Genomic DNA, 15,033 nt, shown 5'->3' with positions numbered 1-15,033 from the left:
TCGGTGATCGCGATGCGGGCCAGGCTCGCGATCTTCTTCACGGTTGCGGCGTCTACGGACATGCAGGCGCGGCTAGCAGAGCGGCCGCCACGATTGCAACCGCCGCAACGATCAGGCACGGGTCCTTGGCTGCAATCGGAGCGCATCTTGGCCCGCAAATTCGTCTATCTGGTTCTGTTCCTCATCCTCCTCGCGATCGCGGGGCTATTCATCTATCGGCTCTTTCCCGGCGAGGTGATGAAGGCCGCGCTGGTTCCGAGCGCGCAGTTCGAGGGCGGTCCCGCCACAACGGAACAGGCGTATGAGAAGTCCGGCATGTGGTTCGCGCGGCCCGACATCCCCAACAACCCGGCGTTGTGGACGCCCGCCAACTACAAACCGGGCAAGAAGCCGCCGGTCGCGGTGTTCTTCATCCACCCGACCTCATACATCGACCGCGCGCATTGGAACGCACCGCTCGACGATGCCCAAGCCAACAAGACCGCCGAAGTGTTCCTGCGTGGCCAGGCGTCGGCGTTTAACGGGATCGGCGAAATCTGGGCGCCGCGCTATCGCCAAGCGACGTTCGGCGCGTTCCTGACCAGCGAGGCGGAGGCGCAGAAAGCGCTCGATTTCGCCTATGGTGACGTGCTCGCCGCGTTCGACGAATTCCTCAGGGAAGTCGGTCCCGACCGCCCGATCATCCTGGCCGGGCACAGCCAGGGCGCGCTCCATCTCGAGCGGCTGTTGCGCGAGCGCGTCGCCGGGCAGCCGCTCGCCAAGCGGATCGTCGCCGCTTACGTGGTCGGCTGGCCGATCTCGAAGACCACCGATCTTCCCACGCTCGGCTTGCCCGAATGCGCCACCGCCGACCAGGCGCATTGCATCCTGTCATGGCAGAGCTTCGCCGAGCCCGCCGATCCGTCGATGATCACCGACGTGTTCGACGCCACCACCGGCTTCGACGGCAAGCCGCGCAAGGGCACCGACATGGTCTGCACCAACCCGATCACCGGGACGCCGGGCGCTGCTGCCGGGGCCAAGGACAATCTCGGCACGCTGATCCCCTCCAAGGATCTGAACAGCGCCACGCTGGCGACGCCGGGGGTGCCGGCGAAATGCTTCGGCCGCGGCTTCCTGTCGATCGGCGAGCCGGTGAACCTCGGCGGCTATGTGCTGCCGGGCAACAATTACCATGTGTTCGATTATTCGATGTTCTGGGTGAACGTTCGGAACGACGCGGTACGACGCTACGCGACCTTCTCGGGCAAGCCCCTGCCCGCCCGTACTCCCGCCCCCTTTTCGACGCCCGCGCCGCTCGCGTCGCCCAAGCGCTAGCCGGCGCCGATGATCACCGCCGACCTGACCGATTTCCGCGCCGCCCTGCCCAATGGCGGTCGCCTGCTCGGCCTCGACGTCGGTACCAAGACGATCGGCACCGCCCTTTGCGACGCCGGCTGGAGCTTCGCGAGCCCGGCCGACCTGATCCGCCGCGCCAAGTTCACCGCCGACAAGGCGGCGCTCGCGGCGCTGGCGACGGCGCAATCGGTCAAGGGCGTGGTCGTCGGCCTGCCGCTCAATCTCGACGGCACCGACTCGCCGCGCACCCAATCGACCCGGGCATTCGCGCGCAACATCGCCGATCTCGGCCTGCCGATCCTGCTATGGGACGAGCGCTGGTCGACCCAGGCGGTCGAGCGCCAGATGATCACCGAGGATCTGAGCCGCGCCAAGCGTGCCGAGCGGGTCGACAAATTGGCGGCGAGCTACATCCTGCAGGGCGCGATCGACGGGCTGGTGGCGATCCAGCCCTGACTTTCAGCCCTGATCCCGCTGGACGTGCAGCCCCTGGACCGGCGCGCCCAGCACGCGGTGTCGCTCCACCGCCGCGCGGCGCAGCGCCTCGCGCGGCAGGCGGAAATAAGCGAGCGGGGTCATGCCCATGTGCGCCTTGAAGTCGCGATTGAAATGCGCCTGGTCGTAATAGCCCGAATCGATCAGCTGGCCGAGCGGCTGGTCGAGCCGGTCGCGGACCTTGCCCAGCGTGCGCAGGAAGCGCTGGCGGCGCAGCAAGCGCACCGGCGGGAAGCCGAACACCGAGGTGCAGACGCGATGCAACGTGCGCTGCTCGATACCGAGATGCTCGGCCAGATCGGCGACCTGGTCGACCTCTCCCGACAGCAACGCTTCCTGCACGCGCATCGCCATCGTCCGATAGGCGCTTTGCGAGGCCGGCCGCGCGCCGAGGATGGCGTCGAGCACCGCGACGCGCGCAGCATCGTCCTCCGCCGCGACGAGGCGCGCGAGAATCTCCGGCCCCGGCACGCCCAATTGGCGATCGAGCGGCACGATCAGATTGGCGAAGTCCGACGCATCGCTGCCGATCAGCGTCAGCCAGCCGATCGGCGTCAGCCCGACGCCCAGCACCAGCCCGCCCTCGGTCATGAAGCGCCGTGCGCGGTCGCTGGGCCCGAACAGCGCCGCTCGCGACGGCTCGATCGCATTCTTGGCCTCGCCATCCTCGAACCTCCACGATCCACGGATCGCGAATCGGATATTGGCCCATTCGGGATGCGTGAAATCGGCGAGCGGCCCGGTCGATTCGAGGAAATAATAGGAAGTGACGAGCGAGCGGAGATTTTCCGCCGGAAGGTGGAAACGGATGTCCGGCACGCCGGGCGGCGCACCGGTCGCTGGCGGACCGGTCATATCTTCCCCTCGTGCCCATTCTGTCCAAAAGGATGCCAGAGCGGAAGCCCAAAATGGGTTGATCGTCATCAAGCATCGCGGCGCGCTTGCGCCCCCGCCCCGGCGGGTCTAGGCGACGGCTTTAATGCAACCTTCCGATCATCGTCCCGCGGCTCTCATCGAGGGCGGCGCCGTCTTCCCGCACGGGCATTTGACGGGCATTTCCGGCCTGCAACCGCATGAGATCGCGTTCCTGCTCGACGAGGCGGAGCAATGGGTCGAGGCGAACCGCAATCGTGCCAAGCCCGACAAGCGCCTCGCCGGGCTGACCCTGATCAACGCCTTTTTCGAGAACTCGACGCGGACCCTGCTGTCGTTCGAGATCGCCGGCAAGCGGCTCGGCGCCGATGTCGTCAACATGGCGGTCGCGCAGTCGAGCGTGAAGAAAGGCGAGACGCTGATCGACACCGCGATGACGCTCAACGCGATGCGCGCCGACGTCATCGTCATCCGCCATTCGAGCTCGGGCGCGGTGCGGCTGATCGCCGACAAGGTCGATTGCCCGGTGCTCAATGCCGGCGACGGCAGCCATGAGCATCCGACCCAGGCCCTGCTCGACGCGCTCACCATCCGCCGCCGGCGCGGGCATATCGCCGGACAGCGCGTCGTGATCTGCGGCGACATCCTGCACAGCCGCGTCGCGCGCTCGAACATCCTCGCGCTGACCGCGCTCGCCGCCGAGGTCCGCGTGGTTGCGCCGACCACGCTGATGCCTGCGGCGATCGAGCGGATGGGCGTGACGCCCTATTCGGATTTCGACGCGGCGCTCAAGGATGCCGACGTGGTGATGATGCTTCGCCTGCAGAACGAGCGCATGTCCGGCGCCTTCATTCCCTCCACCCGCGAATTCCATCTGCGCTACGGCCTGACGCCGGAGCGGCTGGCGCACGCCAAGCCCGACGCGCTGATCATGCATCCCGGGCCGATGAACCGCGGGGTCGAGATCGATTCGAGCGTCGCCGACCATCCCGATCGCTCGGCGATCACCGAGCAGGTCGAGATGGGAGTCGCGGTGCGCATGGCCTGTCTCGACGTGCTGACGCGACGCGAGCGCAAGGTGGAGGGCTGGGCATGACCGCGCTCCGCTTCGTCAATGCCAGGATCGTCCGCCCCGAGGGAGTGACCGAGGGCGAGTTGTACGTCGTCAACGACCGTATCGCCGACGATGCGCCTGGCGCCGAGGCCATCGATTGCGGCGGCAAGCTGCTCGCTCCCGGCATCGTCGACCTCGGCGTGTTCGCGATCGATCGCGAGGCGTTCCGCGCGGGCGGCATCGTCCGCGTCGGACTGATGCCCGACCAGTCGACCGTGCTCGACGATCCCGGCATCGTCCAGCGCGCATCGCTGGTCGGCAAGCCCAAGCTGTGGATTCACCCGATCGCGGCGGCGACCAAGGGATTGCAGGGCACCGATCTCGCCGAAATGGCGATCATGCAGGACGCCGGCGCCAGGGCCGTCGCGAGCGGCCGGCGCTGGATCGCCGATTCGGGCGTGATGCGCACAGTGCTCGCTGATGCGCGCGACCTCGACCTGACGGTGATCGCGCATGCCGAGGACGGCGGACTGGCCGGCAATGCCGTCGCGACCGAAGGCGAGACCGCGACCCGGCTCGGCCTGAGCGCGGCGCCGGCGGTAGCGGAAGCGCTGGCGATCGCGCGCGACGTCGCGCTGGCCGAGGATACCGGCGCGCGGCTCCATGTCCGGCAAGTCACCACCGCCGCCGGCTTCGACCTGATCCGCGCGGCGAAGCGGCGTGGGGTGCGGGTAACGTGTGGCATCACCCCTGCCCATCTGCTGCTGTCCGACAACGCGATGAGCGATTTCCGCACCTTTGCCCATCTCTCGCCGCCGTTGCGATCGGAGGACGACCGCAAGACCGCGCTGGCGGCAGTGGCCGACGGCACGATCGACGTGCTGTGCTCGGGACACGATCCGCGCGGACCGGAGGAAAAGCGCCTGCCCTTCGCCGATGCCGCGCCGGGAGCGTCGGGAGCCGAGACCTTGCTGGCGCTCGGTCTTGGCCTGGGTCTTCCCGTCGAGCGGCTGTTCACGATGCTCGCGATCAATCCGGCGAAAGTGCTGGGGATCGATACCGGCGCGCTCGCCGTGGGTCAGCCGGCCGACCTGATCCTGCTCGATCCCGATGCCCCCTGGCAGATCCGGGGAGAGGCGATGAAGGCGCGGGCCGGCAACACGCCGTTCGACGGGCTGCCGACTCAGGGCAAGGTGTTGCGGCTGTGGAAGGGCGGGAAAGAGATTTCGGCCTAGTCGATCATGCGACCGACCTGGCCATCATCCAAACCGTCATCCCGGCCTTGTGCCGGGATCCGCCGGGAGGCAGGCCACACGGTCAGAAGTTCCAGGCCATTGACTTGCGGCACGGCAGACCCCGGCACAAGGCCGGGGTGACGACGGTATTTGGGTCGCGTCGAGCGGTTAACCTCAGCGCTTGAAGTCGGCGGCCTTGTCGCCGGCATTCGCGCGGACGAAGCAATTGCCGCCCTTGGCGCGATACGCGGCGCAGAGCTGCTTCGCGCCGTTCTGGTCGAAACCGCCGACCGACAGGCGGTAGAAGCTCTTGCCCTTGACCGTCACCGCCATGCCCGTCGGAGCATGGTCGGCGAAGCCCGAATAAGCGCGTGAGGCCCGGCCCCAGGCGTCGCGGGCGACGCCCGCGCTGTCATAGGCACCGAGCTGGACATAGAAATTGCCCTTGCCCACGCTGACCTTGGCGGCGCCCGGGGTGGTAGGAGCAGCCATGGGTTTGACGAAAGCGGCGGCCTTGATGGCCGTCTTCGGCGCCTTGATCAGTGGCGCCTTGCTGCCGACCACCGGCTGAACCGGCAGCGGCTGAACGACTTCGGCGCGCGGGCCGAACACGATGCTGGTCACCGCTGGCGCCGCGACCGGGGCGGGAACGCTGCTGCCGGCCTCGACGGCGGGAGCGCTGACCGCGACTTCGGCGGGTGCCTTGGGAAGATAGGCTTCGACCGGTGCCGCCGGCGTGGCGACGACCGGCGTGCTGGCGTTGAGCGCCAGCGCGACCGGCTGGCCCGGATCGGCGGCCGGCGTCACGCCGAGCAATGCGGCGACCTGGTCATAGCGCGACGCGGGATGCGCGAACGACGCCCATTCGGTCATGCGCTTGTCTGTGTCGGTCGGCGACAGATCCATCCCCGCGACCAGGCGGGAATCCTGCCAGCGGCCGGCGAGCGCAAGGCTGAGCGCCAGGTTCTGGCGCAGCTTGGCGTCGGCGCCCGGCTGGCGCGCGACCGGCAACAGCAGATTGACCGCACCCGACGGGTCGCCCGCCAGTGCCATCGCCAGACCGCGATCGCTGACCGGGATCGAGCCCGAATTGCTGTCGAGCGTCTGGTGGGCGCCGGCGTAGTCGCCCTCGGCGATCTGCGCGAGCGCGAGGTTGAGCGCGACCTTGCCGTCGCCCGGCGACAGCGTCAGCGCGTCGTTGAACGTGGTGCGCGCCGAGGCGAAACGCCCGGCGAGCAGATAGGCCTGGCCCAGTACCGCGCGATAATCCGCGACCTGAGGTCGCAGCTCGACGGCGGCCTCCGCCCAGCGCACGGCTTCCTCGCCATTGCGGTTCGCGAGCGCCTTCTTCGCCTTGGTCACGTCCAGCGCCGCGGCGCGATCATCGACAGCGCTCGACTGCGAGCCGGCCAGTGCCACCCCGTGATAGACGCCGCCGAGCGCGACGCAGAGCGCCAGCGCCGACAAGCCCGTGGTCAATCCCTTCGACTTCATCGCAAAGTCCCCCACTTCACCTCTTGGCCCGCGTCGGCAGCTGGCGCGCCAGCTCGTCGACTTCGGGTAGCGATTCGAGAAAGGCGTCGAGCGCCCCGGTAACGATCTGTTGCGCCGACTGGCCGCTGACCGCGCTGGCGAGGCGCAGCCGCAGATGGCGGTCCCCGTCGAGGCGCAAGGTGAACGCCGCCTTGTGCTTGTGCTGGGTGGCGCGCGCGATCCGGCTGGCCGCGGCGACCGACACCGGGCGCGGTTCGAACGGATCGGCGACCGGCGTCGGCACCGGAATCGGCGCGGGCGCCGGGGCGACCAGCATCGTTTCGACCGCCGCCTCGGCTTCCTCGGCGACGTCCTCGTCGAGCACCGGCGGCTCGAATTCTTCCTTCAGCGCATGGCGCTGCGCCAGCACCGGCGGCACGCCTTCAGGCGGCGGCAGAATCTGGTCGTCCTGGTGCAACGGATGCACGTCGGCGATCGGCTCGGGCGCGTGGCCCATGTCGTTCCAGCCGAGATCCTCGAGACCGGCCAGCGACGGATAGCCGCCGGTGAAGCCTTGCGGCCGCATCGCCGGCCGCGCCTGGCCCTTGCGCGCGAGCAGGCCCGAGGACAGCGAGGCAAAAGGTTTGGGTTCGCCCATCATCGCGCGCCCCTCAGCTCATCACACGACGGCCGAAGCCACCGCCGGCCTGGGGACGAGCGCCGAAGCCCGGGTGCTGCACCGCGGTCGGTGCCGAGAACACGGTGCGGCGGAAATTCTTTTCGAGACGGTCCGAAATATAGGCCCAGAGCTCCGTCACTTCGGCGGCGGAGCGGCCCTTGGGATCGACCTCCATCACCGTGCGGCCGTCGATCATTGAGGCGGCGAAATCGGTGCGATGGTGGATCGTGATCGGCGCGACGGTGCCGTGCTGCGACAGCGCGACCGCGGCTTCCGAGGTGATCTTGGCCTTGGGCGTCGCCGCGTTGACCACGAAGATCAGCGGCTTGCCGGCGCGCTCGCAGAGATCGACGGTGGCGCCGACGGCACGAAGGTCGTGCGGCGACGGGCGCGTCGGGATGACGATCAGTTCGGCGACCTGGATGACGCTCTGGATCGCCATGGTGATGGCGGGCGGCGTATCGATCACCGCCATCTTGAAGCCCTGCTGGCGCAGCACCTCCAGATCGGCGGCGAGCCGCGCCACGGTGGTCTGGGCGAAAGCCGGAAACTCCGTCTCACGCTCGTTCCACCAGTCCGACAGCGATCCCTGGGGGTCGATGTCGATCAGCACAACGGGGCCGGCTCCGGCGAGCTGTGCCTGCACCGCGAGGTGCCCAGACAGCGTCGTCTTGCCCGATCCGCCCTTCTGCGATGCCATCGCGAGAACGCGCATTGATCCTGTTACTCCCCGCTATTCCGAGGGCGAGGTGCCACGACCCGAGCTAAGAACAGGTTAACGGCGCGCTATTCAGTCACGGCGCGGAGGCGGGACGCGGACGGCATGGCTAACCTTTTCTTTGCCATTCGCCCGTTACAGCGCGATATTACACACAGGGCGTACTGGGCGGGACACGAGTAACATGCGAACGCTGATCGGCGCTGCGGCGCTTTCCCTTGCAACCGTCACCGCGACTTTCGCGCTTGGGGCACCGGCCATGGCCGATACCAAGGCGGGCGTCGACGCGTGGAACCGCGGCGATTACCGAGCCGCGGTCGACGAATGGCGCAAGGCGGCGATCGCCGGCGACGCCGACGCGCAATTCAATCTCGGCCAGGCCTATAAGCTCGGCCGCGGCGTGCCGGTCGACTTGCCGATGGCGGAAAGCTGGTATCGCAAGGCGGCGTTGCAGGGCCATGTCCAGGCTGAGGACAATTACGGTCTCGCGCTGTTCCAGGACGGCAAGCGCGCCGAAGCCGCTCCCTGGCTGGAGAAATCGGTCGCCCGCGGCGAGCCGCGCGCCGAACTCGTGCTCGGCACCATGTTGTTCAACGGCGACGGGGTGCAGCGCGACTGGGTCCGCGCTTATGCCCTGATGACGCGCTCGTCGGGCGCCGGCCTGCCGCAAGGATCGCAGACGCTGGCCGAGATGGACAAATACATCCCCGCCGATCAGCGCCAGCAGGGCGTCGAGCTCGCGCGCAAGATGGATGCCCAGGTCGCGAGCAACAGCAATTACACTCCTGAAATTACCGGCGGCGGCCCGGCTGGCCCCGGCGGCCAGACGATCACGCCGATGGACTTGCCGCCGTCCAGCGCGGCAGGCCCCGGCTTCGGGCAGCCGGGCGCGACCTATCCGGCGCCGGTCAAAGGCAAGCCCGGCCGGAATAGGCCGCCCGTAGTCGCGGCCAACCCGCCGCGGGCCTATAACCCGGCACCGGCCTACAATTCCGAAGAACCGCCCTCCGCTCCCGGGCCCGCCTATACGCCGCCGCCGGTCGCGCGCCCGAAGCCGGCGCCGGTGCGCGCCGAGCGCGAGCCCGCGGCCGTTCCGGTCGCGAGCGGCGGCAACTGGCGCGTCCAGTTCGGCGCGTTCCGCGACGAGGGCAATGCCAAGGCATTGTGGACTCGGCTCAAGGGCCAGGTCGCCGGGCTCGCCGGCATGCAGCCCTATCTCCGCAAGGTCGGCGCGATCACCAAGCTCCAGGCCGGACCGATCCGCTCGCAGGCCGACGCGGCGCGCCTCTGCGGTGCGGTCAAGCGCGCCGGATCGGAATGCGTGCCGGTCAATCCGTAAGCGTCGGATTCCCCTCCTTTGCAGGGAGGGGGAATTACACCGGGCCGGTATAATCCGGCCCGTACACCGCCTGGCGGATATCATGATGGAGCGTGCCGTCGAACGGCGCGACCTGGACGAAGAATACCACCGCCAGGTCGTTGACCGGGTCGACCCAGAACAGCGTGGTTGCCGCCCCGTCCCAGAAGAACTCGCCCACGGTGCCGCGATTCTCCTTCGCGTCCCGGGGCGGCGCGATCCGCACCGCAAAATCCAGCCCGAACCCGACCGAACCCTTTTCGGGCAGGAAGAAGCGCTTGGTGATGCGCGGGTCGAGTTGGTCGGTCGACATCACGCGGATCGTATCGGGTGAGAGGATGCCCATCCCGTCGAGCGTGCCGCGGCCGAGCAGCATCCGCGCGAACCGCATGTAATCGTCGAGCGTCGAGGCCAGCCCCGCCCCGCCCATCGTCAGCTTGCGCGGGCCGAAATTGAGCGCGCGGGTCTTGTCGTCGGGATAGCGCGTGAGCGTGCCGCCGGGCCCCTGGGTATAAGCGGCGGCGAAGCGCGACAGGCGCTCCGGCGGCTGGGTCCAGGCCGTGTCTCTCATGCCCAATGGCTCGAGCACCGTGCGCCGGCCGTGCGGCTCGAACGCCTCCCCCGTCAGATGCTCGACCAACAGCGCCTGGACGTCGACGCCGGTGCTGTAGCTCCATTCGGCGCCCGGATCGAACAACAGCGGCACGGTCGCCAGCTTGGCGCCGAATTCCTCCAGCGTATTGGTCAGCGCGAGCGGATCGACGTCATGGAAGATCTTGTCGGCGGGGGTGTCGCGCATTCCGTAGGAAAAGCCCGCGGTGTGGCGCATGATGTCGCGGATGACGATCGGTCGTGCAGGATCGCGGAGCAACGGGTTGCCGTCGGCGCCGGTCCCGCCCGCCAGCACCTTCACCTTGCCGAACGCCGGAAGATAATCGGCGAGCCGGTCGTCGAGCCCGAACTTGCCCTGCTCCCACAATTGCATCAGCGCGGTGCCGGTGACCGGCTTGGTCATCGAAAAGATCTGCACCAGCGTATCGCGCGCCATTGCCCGCTTCGCTTCGCGATCGGCGAACCCGAACGCCCCGAAATAGCGCTCCGCCCCGCGCTGCCAGACCAGGCAAGACGCGCCTGCGACGCGATTGGCGGCAACCATCTGCTTGAGAGCGGTGTCGATGCGGTTGCGGTCGATCGCGAAGCCGGCGGGGACGGGGGCAGCTCGCCCTTCAGCGGCGAAGGCAGGGATGGCCAACCCCGACGCCAACACCGCTAGTGCATTCCGTCGGTCCATGAACCCCTCCTGCAGCAATTGTGAACGTTCACTATTCGATCGTTTCGTTCCCCGACGCAACGATTTGTGAGAACGGAATCGCTCCCTCATGTTGGAGCCGCCGACGAAGATCATCGGCATATCGATGCGCATAGGCTTCGCGCTCAGCTCGGGGGCGTGCGAAATAAGCGTCGCTCAGTGCATCGTAATCACCCCCACGTGCGCAAGGTGTTTCGACCTTCTCCAACCAATCGGCCCAATGCCCGATCTCGTGGGGCAGCGTCCGGTAGAGTTGCGTCGCCCGCACCGATTCCTTACTCAAAGACAGCATATACCGGCGCCCAATGCGCGCGACCCCATGACCGTCCGATCGCAGCCGGTCTAGTTCTTCTGCCATGTCGGGCTGCAACGAGGTCGGCCATTCGAGCTTCGCCGACAGGTCCACCGCTTCGAGTAGGATCGCCGGCCCGCTGGCTGTGGGCGCCCGCCCGGCTCGACCCAATTCGGCGAAATAGAGCAGCCGCCCCCAAGCGGGATCGACAATGCGTTGCTTCCGCGTCGGCTGCCGCAGGACGACGATATCCAGACCTGGCCAATCGCTGCCCGGGATCGTTGACAGCAAGCGGACGACATCCTCGACGGAACAGGCATGAATGCATCCGCCGTTGGTTTCTTCGACGAAGAAGTGGACTGCCTTTCCATTCACATCGGCTGTCAAATGACGGTGCGCTCCCAACCGCTCTTTCCAAGTCAGGCGAGCGCGCACGGGTTCGGGGATGACCAGACGATTATTCTGCCCGTGCCCCTGCCTGACGGTTCCGATGTTGCGGTTCCGACGGCTCGGGTTGAACGACATCGCTCCTAGCTAACGGCCCAGTCCCTCCGCGCAATACCCTGCGCGAACAGCAACGCCGACAAGTCGCCATGATCGATCCGCGCGCCGGCGGCCGCGGCGACCACCGGTTTGGCATGATAAGCGACGCCCAGCCCCGCCTGGGTGATCATCGCGAGGTCGTTGGCGCCGTCGCCCACCGCGAGCGTCTCGGCCGGCGACAGGCCGAGGTCGAGCACCGCTTCCGACAAGGTCGCGAGCTTGGTCGAGGCATCGACGATCGGCTTGGTCACAGTCCCCGCCAACTTACCGTCGGCGATCTCGAGCACATTGGCGATGGCGCGGGTGAAGCCGATCTCGGCGGCGACGGGCTCGGCGAAGCGGGTGAAGCCGCCCGATACAAGGATCGCGCTCGCGCCCCAGCCGCGCATCGTCCGCACCAGCGCCTTCGCGCCGGGCATGATCTTGACGCGCTCGGCGAGGCAGCGGTCGATCACGCTTTCCTCCAGCCCCTTGAGCAGCGCCACGCGGGCATCGAGCGCTTCGCCGAAGTCGAGCTCGCCGCGCATCGCCGCCTCGGTGACTGCGGCGATCTGCGCCTTGATCCCGGCATAGTCGGCGAGTTCGTCGATGCATTCGACCGTGATCATCGTCGAATCCATGTCGGCGACGATCAGCTTCTTGCGGCGGTGCTCGGCGGGCTGGACGACCACGTCATAGCCCTGCCCTTCCAGCGCGGCGCGCGCGGCGGCCGGATCGCGCCCGAACTGGAGGTCGATGGCTTCACCGTGCTCGACCCAGACCTGAGCGACCGGCAGGCACCCCGCTTTGTCGAGGCGGTCGCGCGCGGCGCTGACCTCGCCCTTGGGCAGATCCATGGCTATCAGGGTGGCGATGAACAAGCTGGGTCTCCGATTGCTGCCTCTCTCACCCGTTCGTGCTGGGCCTGTCGAAGCACATGGTCACGCCCTTCGACAGGCTCAGGGCGAACGGAAGTAGAGTGGCCGACCTTCCGAAAGTCGCGCTCATCGCAGGACCGACCGCGAGCGGCAAGTCCGCGCTCGCGCTGCTTCTCGCCGAAAAACATGGCGGCACGATCGTCAACGCCGACAGTGCGCAAGTCTATCGCGACCTCAGGATCGTCACCGCCCGCCCTTCGGCGGAGGAAGAGGCGCGCGCACCGCATCGCCTGTTCGGCCATGTCGATGCCGCCGACACCGGTTATTCGGCGGCGCGCTGGGCCGCCGAGGCGCGCGTCGAGATCGACCGCGCGCTGGCCGCGAACAGCCTGCCGATCCTGGTCGGCGGCACCGGTTTCTATCTCCGCACCCTGATCGACGGCATCGCACCGGTGCCCGAGATCGATCCGGCGATCCGCGCCGAGGTGCGCGCGATGAACCTGGCCGACGCTCATGCGGCACTAACCGCTGTCGACCGGGAAGAAGCGGCAAGGCTCAACCCGGCCGACACCAGCCGCATCTGCCGCGCGCTGGAAGTCGCGCGATCGACCGGCCGCCCGATCGCCGAATGGCGCCGCGAGCGCGTCGGCGGCATCGGCGAACGGATCGATCTCGTCGCCACCATCCTGCTGCCGCCGCGAGACTGGCTCAACGAGCGGATCGACCGGCGGTTCGCGGCGATGGTCGACGCCGGCGCGATGACCGAAGTTTCCGCGTTGATCGCGCGCGAGGACGTGCCGCTCGATGCCCCGATCCGCCGCGCCATCGGCATGCCCGAACTCGCCGCCGCCGCATTGGGCGAGATCACCCTTCACGACGCGATCGCGCGCGCCAGCCTGGCCACCAGGCAATATGCCAAACGGCAATACACCTGGTTCCGCAACCAGCCGCCCGAGAGCTGGAAGCGCATGGAAGAGACAGATAGTTTCAAACTTGATAGCGAATTAGCAATAAGATTATCATAGTTGTGATTGACGCGTAGTTTTCATGCACGTAGAGCCGCGCCTCTGCAATCATGTTGCGTATGCGAAGAAGGAGGACCCGTCGTGGCCGAGAAAAGTGGAGCCGATATCCTGGTCGAGGCGCTGTGCGATCTCGGCGTGGAAGTCGTGTTCGGCTATCCCGGCGGTGCGGTGCTTCCGATCTATGACGCGATCTTCAAGCAGAAGCGCATCCGCCACATCCTGGTCCGCCATGAACAGGCCGCGACCCATGCCGCAGAGGGCTATGCGCGCTCGACCGGTAAGCCCGGCGTCGTGCTCGTCACCTCGGGGCCGGGCGCGACCAATGCGGTCACCGGGATCACCGACGCACTGATGGATTCGATCCCGATGGTGGTCATCACCGGCCAGGTCGCGACCCACCTGATCGGCTCGGACGCTTTCCAGGAAGCCGATACTGTCGGGATTACACGGCACTGCACCAAGCACAATTATCTGGTGAAGGATCCGGCGCGGCTGGGCGCGACGATCCACGAGGCGTTCCATATCGCGACCTCGGGCCGGCCAGGACCGGTCGTCATCGACATCCCCAAGGACGTCCAGGTCGCGACCGCGAAATACGTCAAACCGGGGCCGCCCCAGCACAAGACCTATCGCCCGCAGATCAAGGCCGACCCGGCGGTGATCGAGCAATTGGTCGACATGCTGGCCGCCGCCGAACGCCCGATCTTCTATACCGGCGGTGGCGTGATCAATTCGGGACCCGGCGCGTCGCAACTGCTGCGCGAGCTGGCCAAGATCACTGGTGCGCCGGTGACGTCGACGTTGATGGGCTTGGGCGCCTTCCCCGCCTCCAGTCCGCAATGGCTCGGCATGCTCGGCATGCACGGGACTTATGAAGCCAATTGGGCGATGAACCAGGCCGACCTGATCATCGCTTTGGGCGCGCGGTTCGACGACCGCGTCACCGGCCGGCTCGACGCCTTCGCGCCCAATGCGCGCAAGGTCCATGTCGATATCGACCGATCGAGCATCAACAAGACCGTGCGCATCGACCTGGGCATCGTCGCCGATGTCGGCCATGTCCTCGAGGACATGATCCGCGTGTGGAAAGCGCGCCAGCATCCCAAGCCCGACACCAGCGAATGGTGGCGGCGGATCGAGGGCTGGCGGGCGGTCAGGAGCCTCGATTTCCCCGAGGATTCGGCCAGGGACATCATGCCGCAGCGCGCGATCCGCGCCTTGTGGGAAGCGACCAAGGACCAGGCGCCGATCATCACCACCGAGGTCGGGCAGCACCAGATGTGGGCGGCGCAGCATTTCGACTTCGAGGCGCCCAACAAATGGCTGACCTCGGGCGGGCTCGGCACGATGGGCTATGGCCTGCCTGCCGCGATCGGCGCGCAGCTCGGCAATCCCAAGTCGCTGGTCATCGACATCGCCGGCGAAGCGTCGATCCAGATGAACATCCAGGAGATGGCGACGGCGACGCAATATCGCCTGCCGGTCAAGGTGTTCATCCTCAACAACCAATATATGGGCATGGTCCGGCAATGGCAGGAACTGACCTATGAGGGCCGCTATGCCGAAAGCTATTCGGACAGCCTGCCCGATTTCGTGAAGCTCGCCGACGCTTATGGCTGGAAGGGCATCCTGATCGAGGAGCGCTCGCAGCTCGACGCGGGCATCGCCGACATGCTCGCGCATGACGGCCCGGTGATCGTCGACTGCCGCGTCGCTCAATTGGCGAATTGCTTCCCGATGATCCCATCGGGCGCCTCGCATGTCGAGATGATCCTGCAGTCCGAC

The 15,033-nt window shown here is 67.4% G+C and carries 14 protein-coding genes; 7 read left to right on the top strand and 7 right to left on the bottom strand.

Annotated elements, in window-relative coordinates; translation table 11 throughout:
* Positions 1–147: 147 nt before the first annotated feature.
* Positions 148–1,317 carry a DUF3089 domain-containing protein gene (locus ACTHJR_RS02100; RefSeq protein ID WP_440521406.1) on the top strand — a complete coding sequence of 390 codons (1,170 nt, stop codon included), beginning with the start codon at positions 148–150 and terminating at the stop codon, positions 1,315–1,317.
* 9 nt (positions 1,318–1,326) lie between these two features.
* A complete protein-coding gene (ruvX, locus tag ACTHJR_RS02095) occupies positions 1,327–1,794 on the top strand; it encodes a Holliday junction resolvase RuvX (protein WP_440521405.1) in 468 nt (155 codons plus the stop codon).
* A 3-nt stretch (positions 1,795–1,797) separates the two neighbouring features.
* Here ruvX and ACTHJR_RS02090 read toward each other — a convergent pair whose 3' ends face one another.
* The gene (locus tag ACTHJR_RS02090) at positions 1,798–2,688 is read right to left on the bottom strand and encodes a helix-turn-helix domain-containing protein (RefSeq protein WP_440521404.1); all 891 of its coding nucleotides are present in this window, start codon (positions 2,686–2,688) and stop codon (positions 1,798–1,800) included.
* 124 nt (positions 2,689–2,812) lie between these two features.
* Here ACTHJR_RS02090 and ACTHJR_RS02085 point away from each other — a divergent pair, with 124 nt between their 5' ends.
* Together ACTHJR_RS02085 and ACTHJR_RS02080 are read left to right on the top strand one after the other, a co-directional pair.
* Entirely contained in the window at positions 2,813–3,802 is a 990-nt protein-coding gene (locus tag ACTHJR_RS02085; protein ID WP_440521402.1) for an aspartate carbamoyltransferase catalytic subunit, read from the top strand.
* Positions 3,799–4,995, top strand: a complete 1,197-nt coding sequence (locus tag ACTHJR_RS02080; RefSeq protein ID WP_440521401.1) for a dihydroorotase — start codon at positions 3,799–3,801, stop codon at positions 4,993–4,995. Before ACTHJR_RS02085 ends, ACTHJR_RS02080 begins: the two co-directional genes overlap by 4 nt.
* Before the next feature lie 174 nt (positions 4,996–5,169).
* On the opposite strand, the gene ACTHJR_RS02075 is transcribed toward ACTHJR_RS02080, so the two are convergent.
* From ACTHJR_RS02075 to ACTHJR_RS02065, 3 genes are read right to left on the bottom strand one after another with little or no spacing between them, the layout of a single operon-like run.
* Positions 5,170–6,489 carry an SPOR domain-containing protein gene (locus ACTHJR_RS02075; protein WP_440521400.1) on the bottom strand — a complete coding sequence of 440 codons (1,320 nt, stop codon included), beginning with the start codon at positions 6,487–6,489 and terminating at the stop codon, positions 5,170–5,172.
* Positions 6,490–6,505: 16 nt separating this feature from the next.
* A complete protein-coding gene (locus tag ACTHJR_RS02070; protein WP_440521408.1) occupies positions 6,506–7,126 on the bottom strand; it encodes a hypothetical protein in 621 nt (206 codons plus the stop codon).
* A 13-nt stretch (positions 7,127–7,139) separates the two neighbouring features.
* A complete protein-coding gene (locus tag ACTHJR_RS02065) occupies positions 7,140–7,862 on the bottom strand; it encodes an AAA family ATPase (RefSeq protein WP_440521399.1) in 723 nt (240 codons plus the stop codon).
* 262 nt (positions 7,863–8,124) lie between these two features.
* Here ACTHJR_RS02065 and ACTHJR_RS02060 point away from each other — a divergent pair, with 262 nt between their 5' ends.
* Positions 8,125–9,204 (top strand): SPOR domain-containing protein, encoded by a 1,080-nt coding sequence (locus ACTHJR_RS02060; protein WP_440521398.1) that lies wholly within the window; start codon positions 8,125–8,127, stop codon positions 9,202–9,204.
* A gap of 34 nt (positions 9,205–9,238) precedes the next feature.
* Here the strand turns inward: ACTHJR_RS02060 and ACTHJR_RS02055 are convergent, their stop codons facing one another.
* From ACTHJR_RS02055 to serB, 3 genes are read right to left on the bottom strand one after another with little or no spacing between them, the layout of a single operon-like run.
* Positions 9,239–10,513 carry a serine hydrolase domain-containing protein gene (locus tag ACTHJR_RS02055; RefSeq protein ID WP_440521397.1) on the bottom strand — a complete coding sequence of 425 codons (1,275 nt, stop codon included), beginning with the start codon at positions 10,511–10,513 and terminating at the stop codon, positions 9,239–9,241.
* A gap of 31 nt (positions 10,514–10,544) precedes the next feature.
* Entirely contained in the window at positions 10,545–11,348 is an 804-nt protein-coding gene (locus tag ACTHJR_RS02050) for a hypothetical protein (protein WP_440521396.1), read from the bottom strand.
* Between the two features lie 5 nt (positions 11,349–11,353).
* Positions 11,354–12,226, bottom strand: a complete 873-nt coding sequence (serB, locus tag ACTHJR_RS02045; RefSeq protein ID WP_440521395.1) for a phosphoserine phosphatase SerB — start codon at positions 12,224–12,226, stop codon at positions 11,354–11,356.
* Between the two features lie 56 nt (positions 12,227–12,282).
* Between serB and miaA the strand changes: the two genes are divergently transcribed.
* Together miaA and ACTHJR_RS02035 are read left to right on the top strand one after the other, a co-directional pair.
* Positions 12,283–13,248 (top strand): tRNA (adenosine(37)-N6)-dimethylallyltransferase MiaA, encoded by a 966-nt coding sequence (gene miaA / locus ACTHJR_RS02040; protein ID WP_440521407.1) that lies wholly within the window; start codon positions 12,283–12,285, stop codon positions 13,246–13,248.
* An 81-nt stretch (positions 13,249–13,329) separates the two neighbouring features.
* Positions 13,330–15,033: acetolactate synthase 3 large subunit (locus ACTHJR_RS02035; protein ID WP_440521394.1), on the top strand; the 1,704-nt coding region annotated here is incomplete at its 3' end.

It is taken from the genome of Sphingomonas sp., from assembly GCF_051962185.1.
Lineage (GTDB): Bacteria > Pseudomonadota > Alphaproteobacteria > Sphingomonadales > Sphingomonadaceae > Sphingomonas.
The sequence above is the reverse complement of the archived record's forward strand: the minus strand, read 5'-3'. Positions and strand labels throughout refer to the sequence as shown.

What these genes read in the sequence shown, in the direction of transcription:
- miaA (WP_440521407.1), top strand. Translation starts at nt 12,283, where the DNA reads ATGGTCACGCCCTTCGACAGGCTCAGGGCGAACGGAAGTAGAGTGGCC.
- ACTHJR_RS02090 (WP_440521404.1), bottom strand. Translation starts at nt 2,688, where the DNA reads ATGACCGGTCCGCCAGCGACCGGTGCGCCGCCCGGCGTGCCGGACATC.
- ACTHJR_RS02075 (WP_440521400.1), bottom strand. Translation starts at nt 6,489, where the DNA reads ATGAAGTCGAAGGGATTGACCACGGGCTTGTCGGCGCTGGCGCTCTGC.
- ACTHJR_RS02050 (WP_440521396.1), bottom strand. Translation starts at nt 11,348, where the DNA reads ATGTCGTTCAACCCGAGCCGTCGGAACCGCAACATCGGAACCGTCAGG.
- ACTHJR_RS02080 (WP_440521401.1), top strand. Translation starts at nt 3,799, where the DNA reads ATGACCGCGCTCCGCTTCGTCAATGCCAGGATCGTCCGCCCCGAGGGA.
- ACTHJR_RS02055 (WP_440521397.1), bottom strand. Translation starts at nt 10,513, where the DNA reads ATGGACCGACGGAATGCACTAGCGGTGTTGGCGTCGGGGTTGGCCATC.
- ACTHJR_RS02085 (WP_440521402.1), top strand. Translation starts at nt 2,813, where the DNA reads ATGCAACCTTCCGATCATCGTCCCGCGGCTCTCATCGAGGGCGGCGCC.
- ACTHJR_RS02065 (WP_440521399.1), bottom strand. Translation starts at nt 7,862, where the DNA reads ATGCGCGTTCTCGCGATGGCATCGCAGAAGGGCGGATCGGGCAAGACG.
- ACTHJR_RS02060 (WP_440521398.1), top strand. Translation starts at nt 8,125, where the DNA reads ATGGCCGATACCAAGGCGGGCGTCGACGCGTGGAACCGCGGCGATTAC.
- ruvX (WP_440521405.1), top strand. Translation starts at nt 1,327, where the DNA reads ATGATCACCGCCGACCTGACCGATTTCCGCGCCGCCCTGCCCAATGGC.
- ACTHJR_RS02070 (WP_440521408.1), bottom strand. Translation starts at nt 7,126, where the DNA reads ATGGGCGAACCCAAACCTTTTGCCTCGCTGTCCTCGGGCCTGCTCGCG.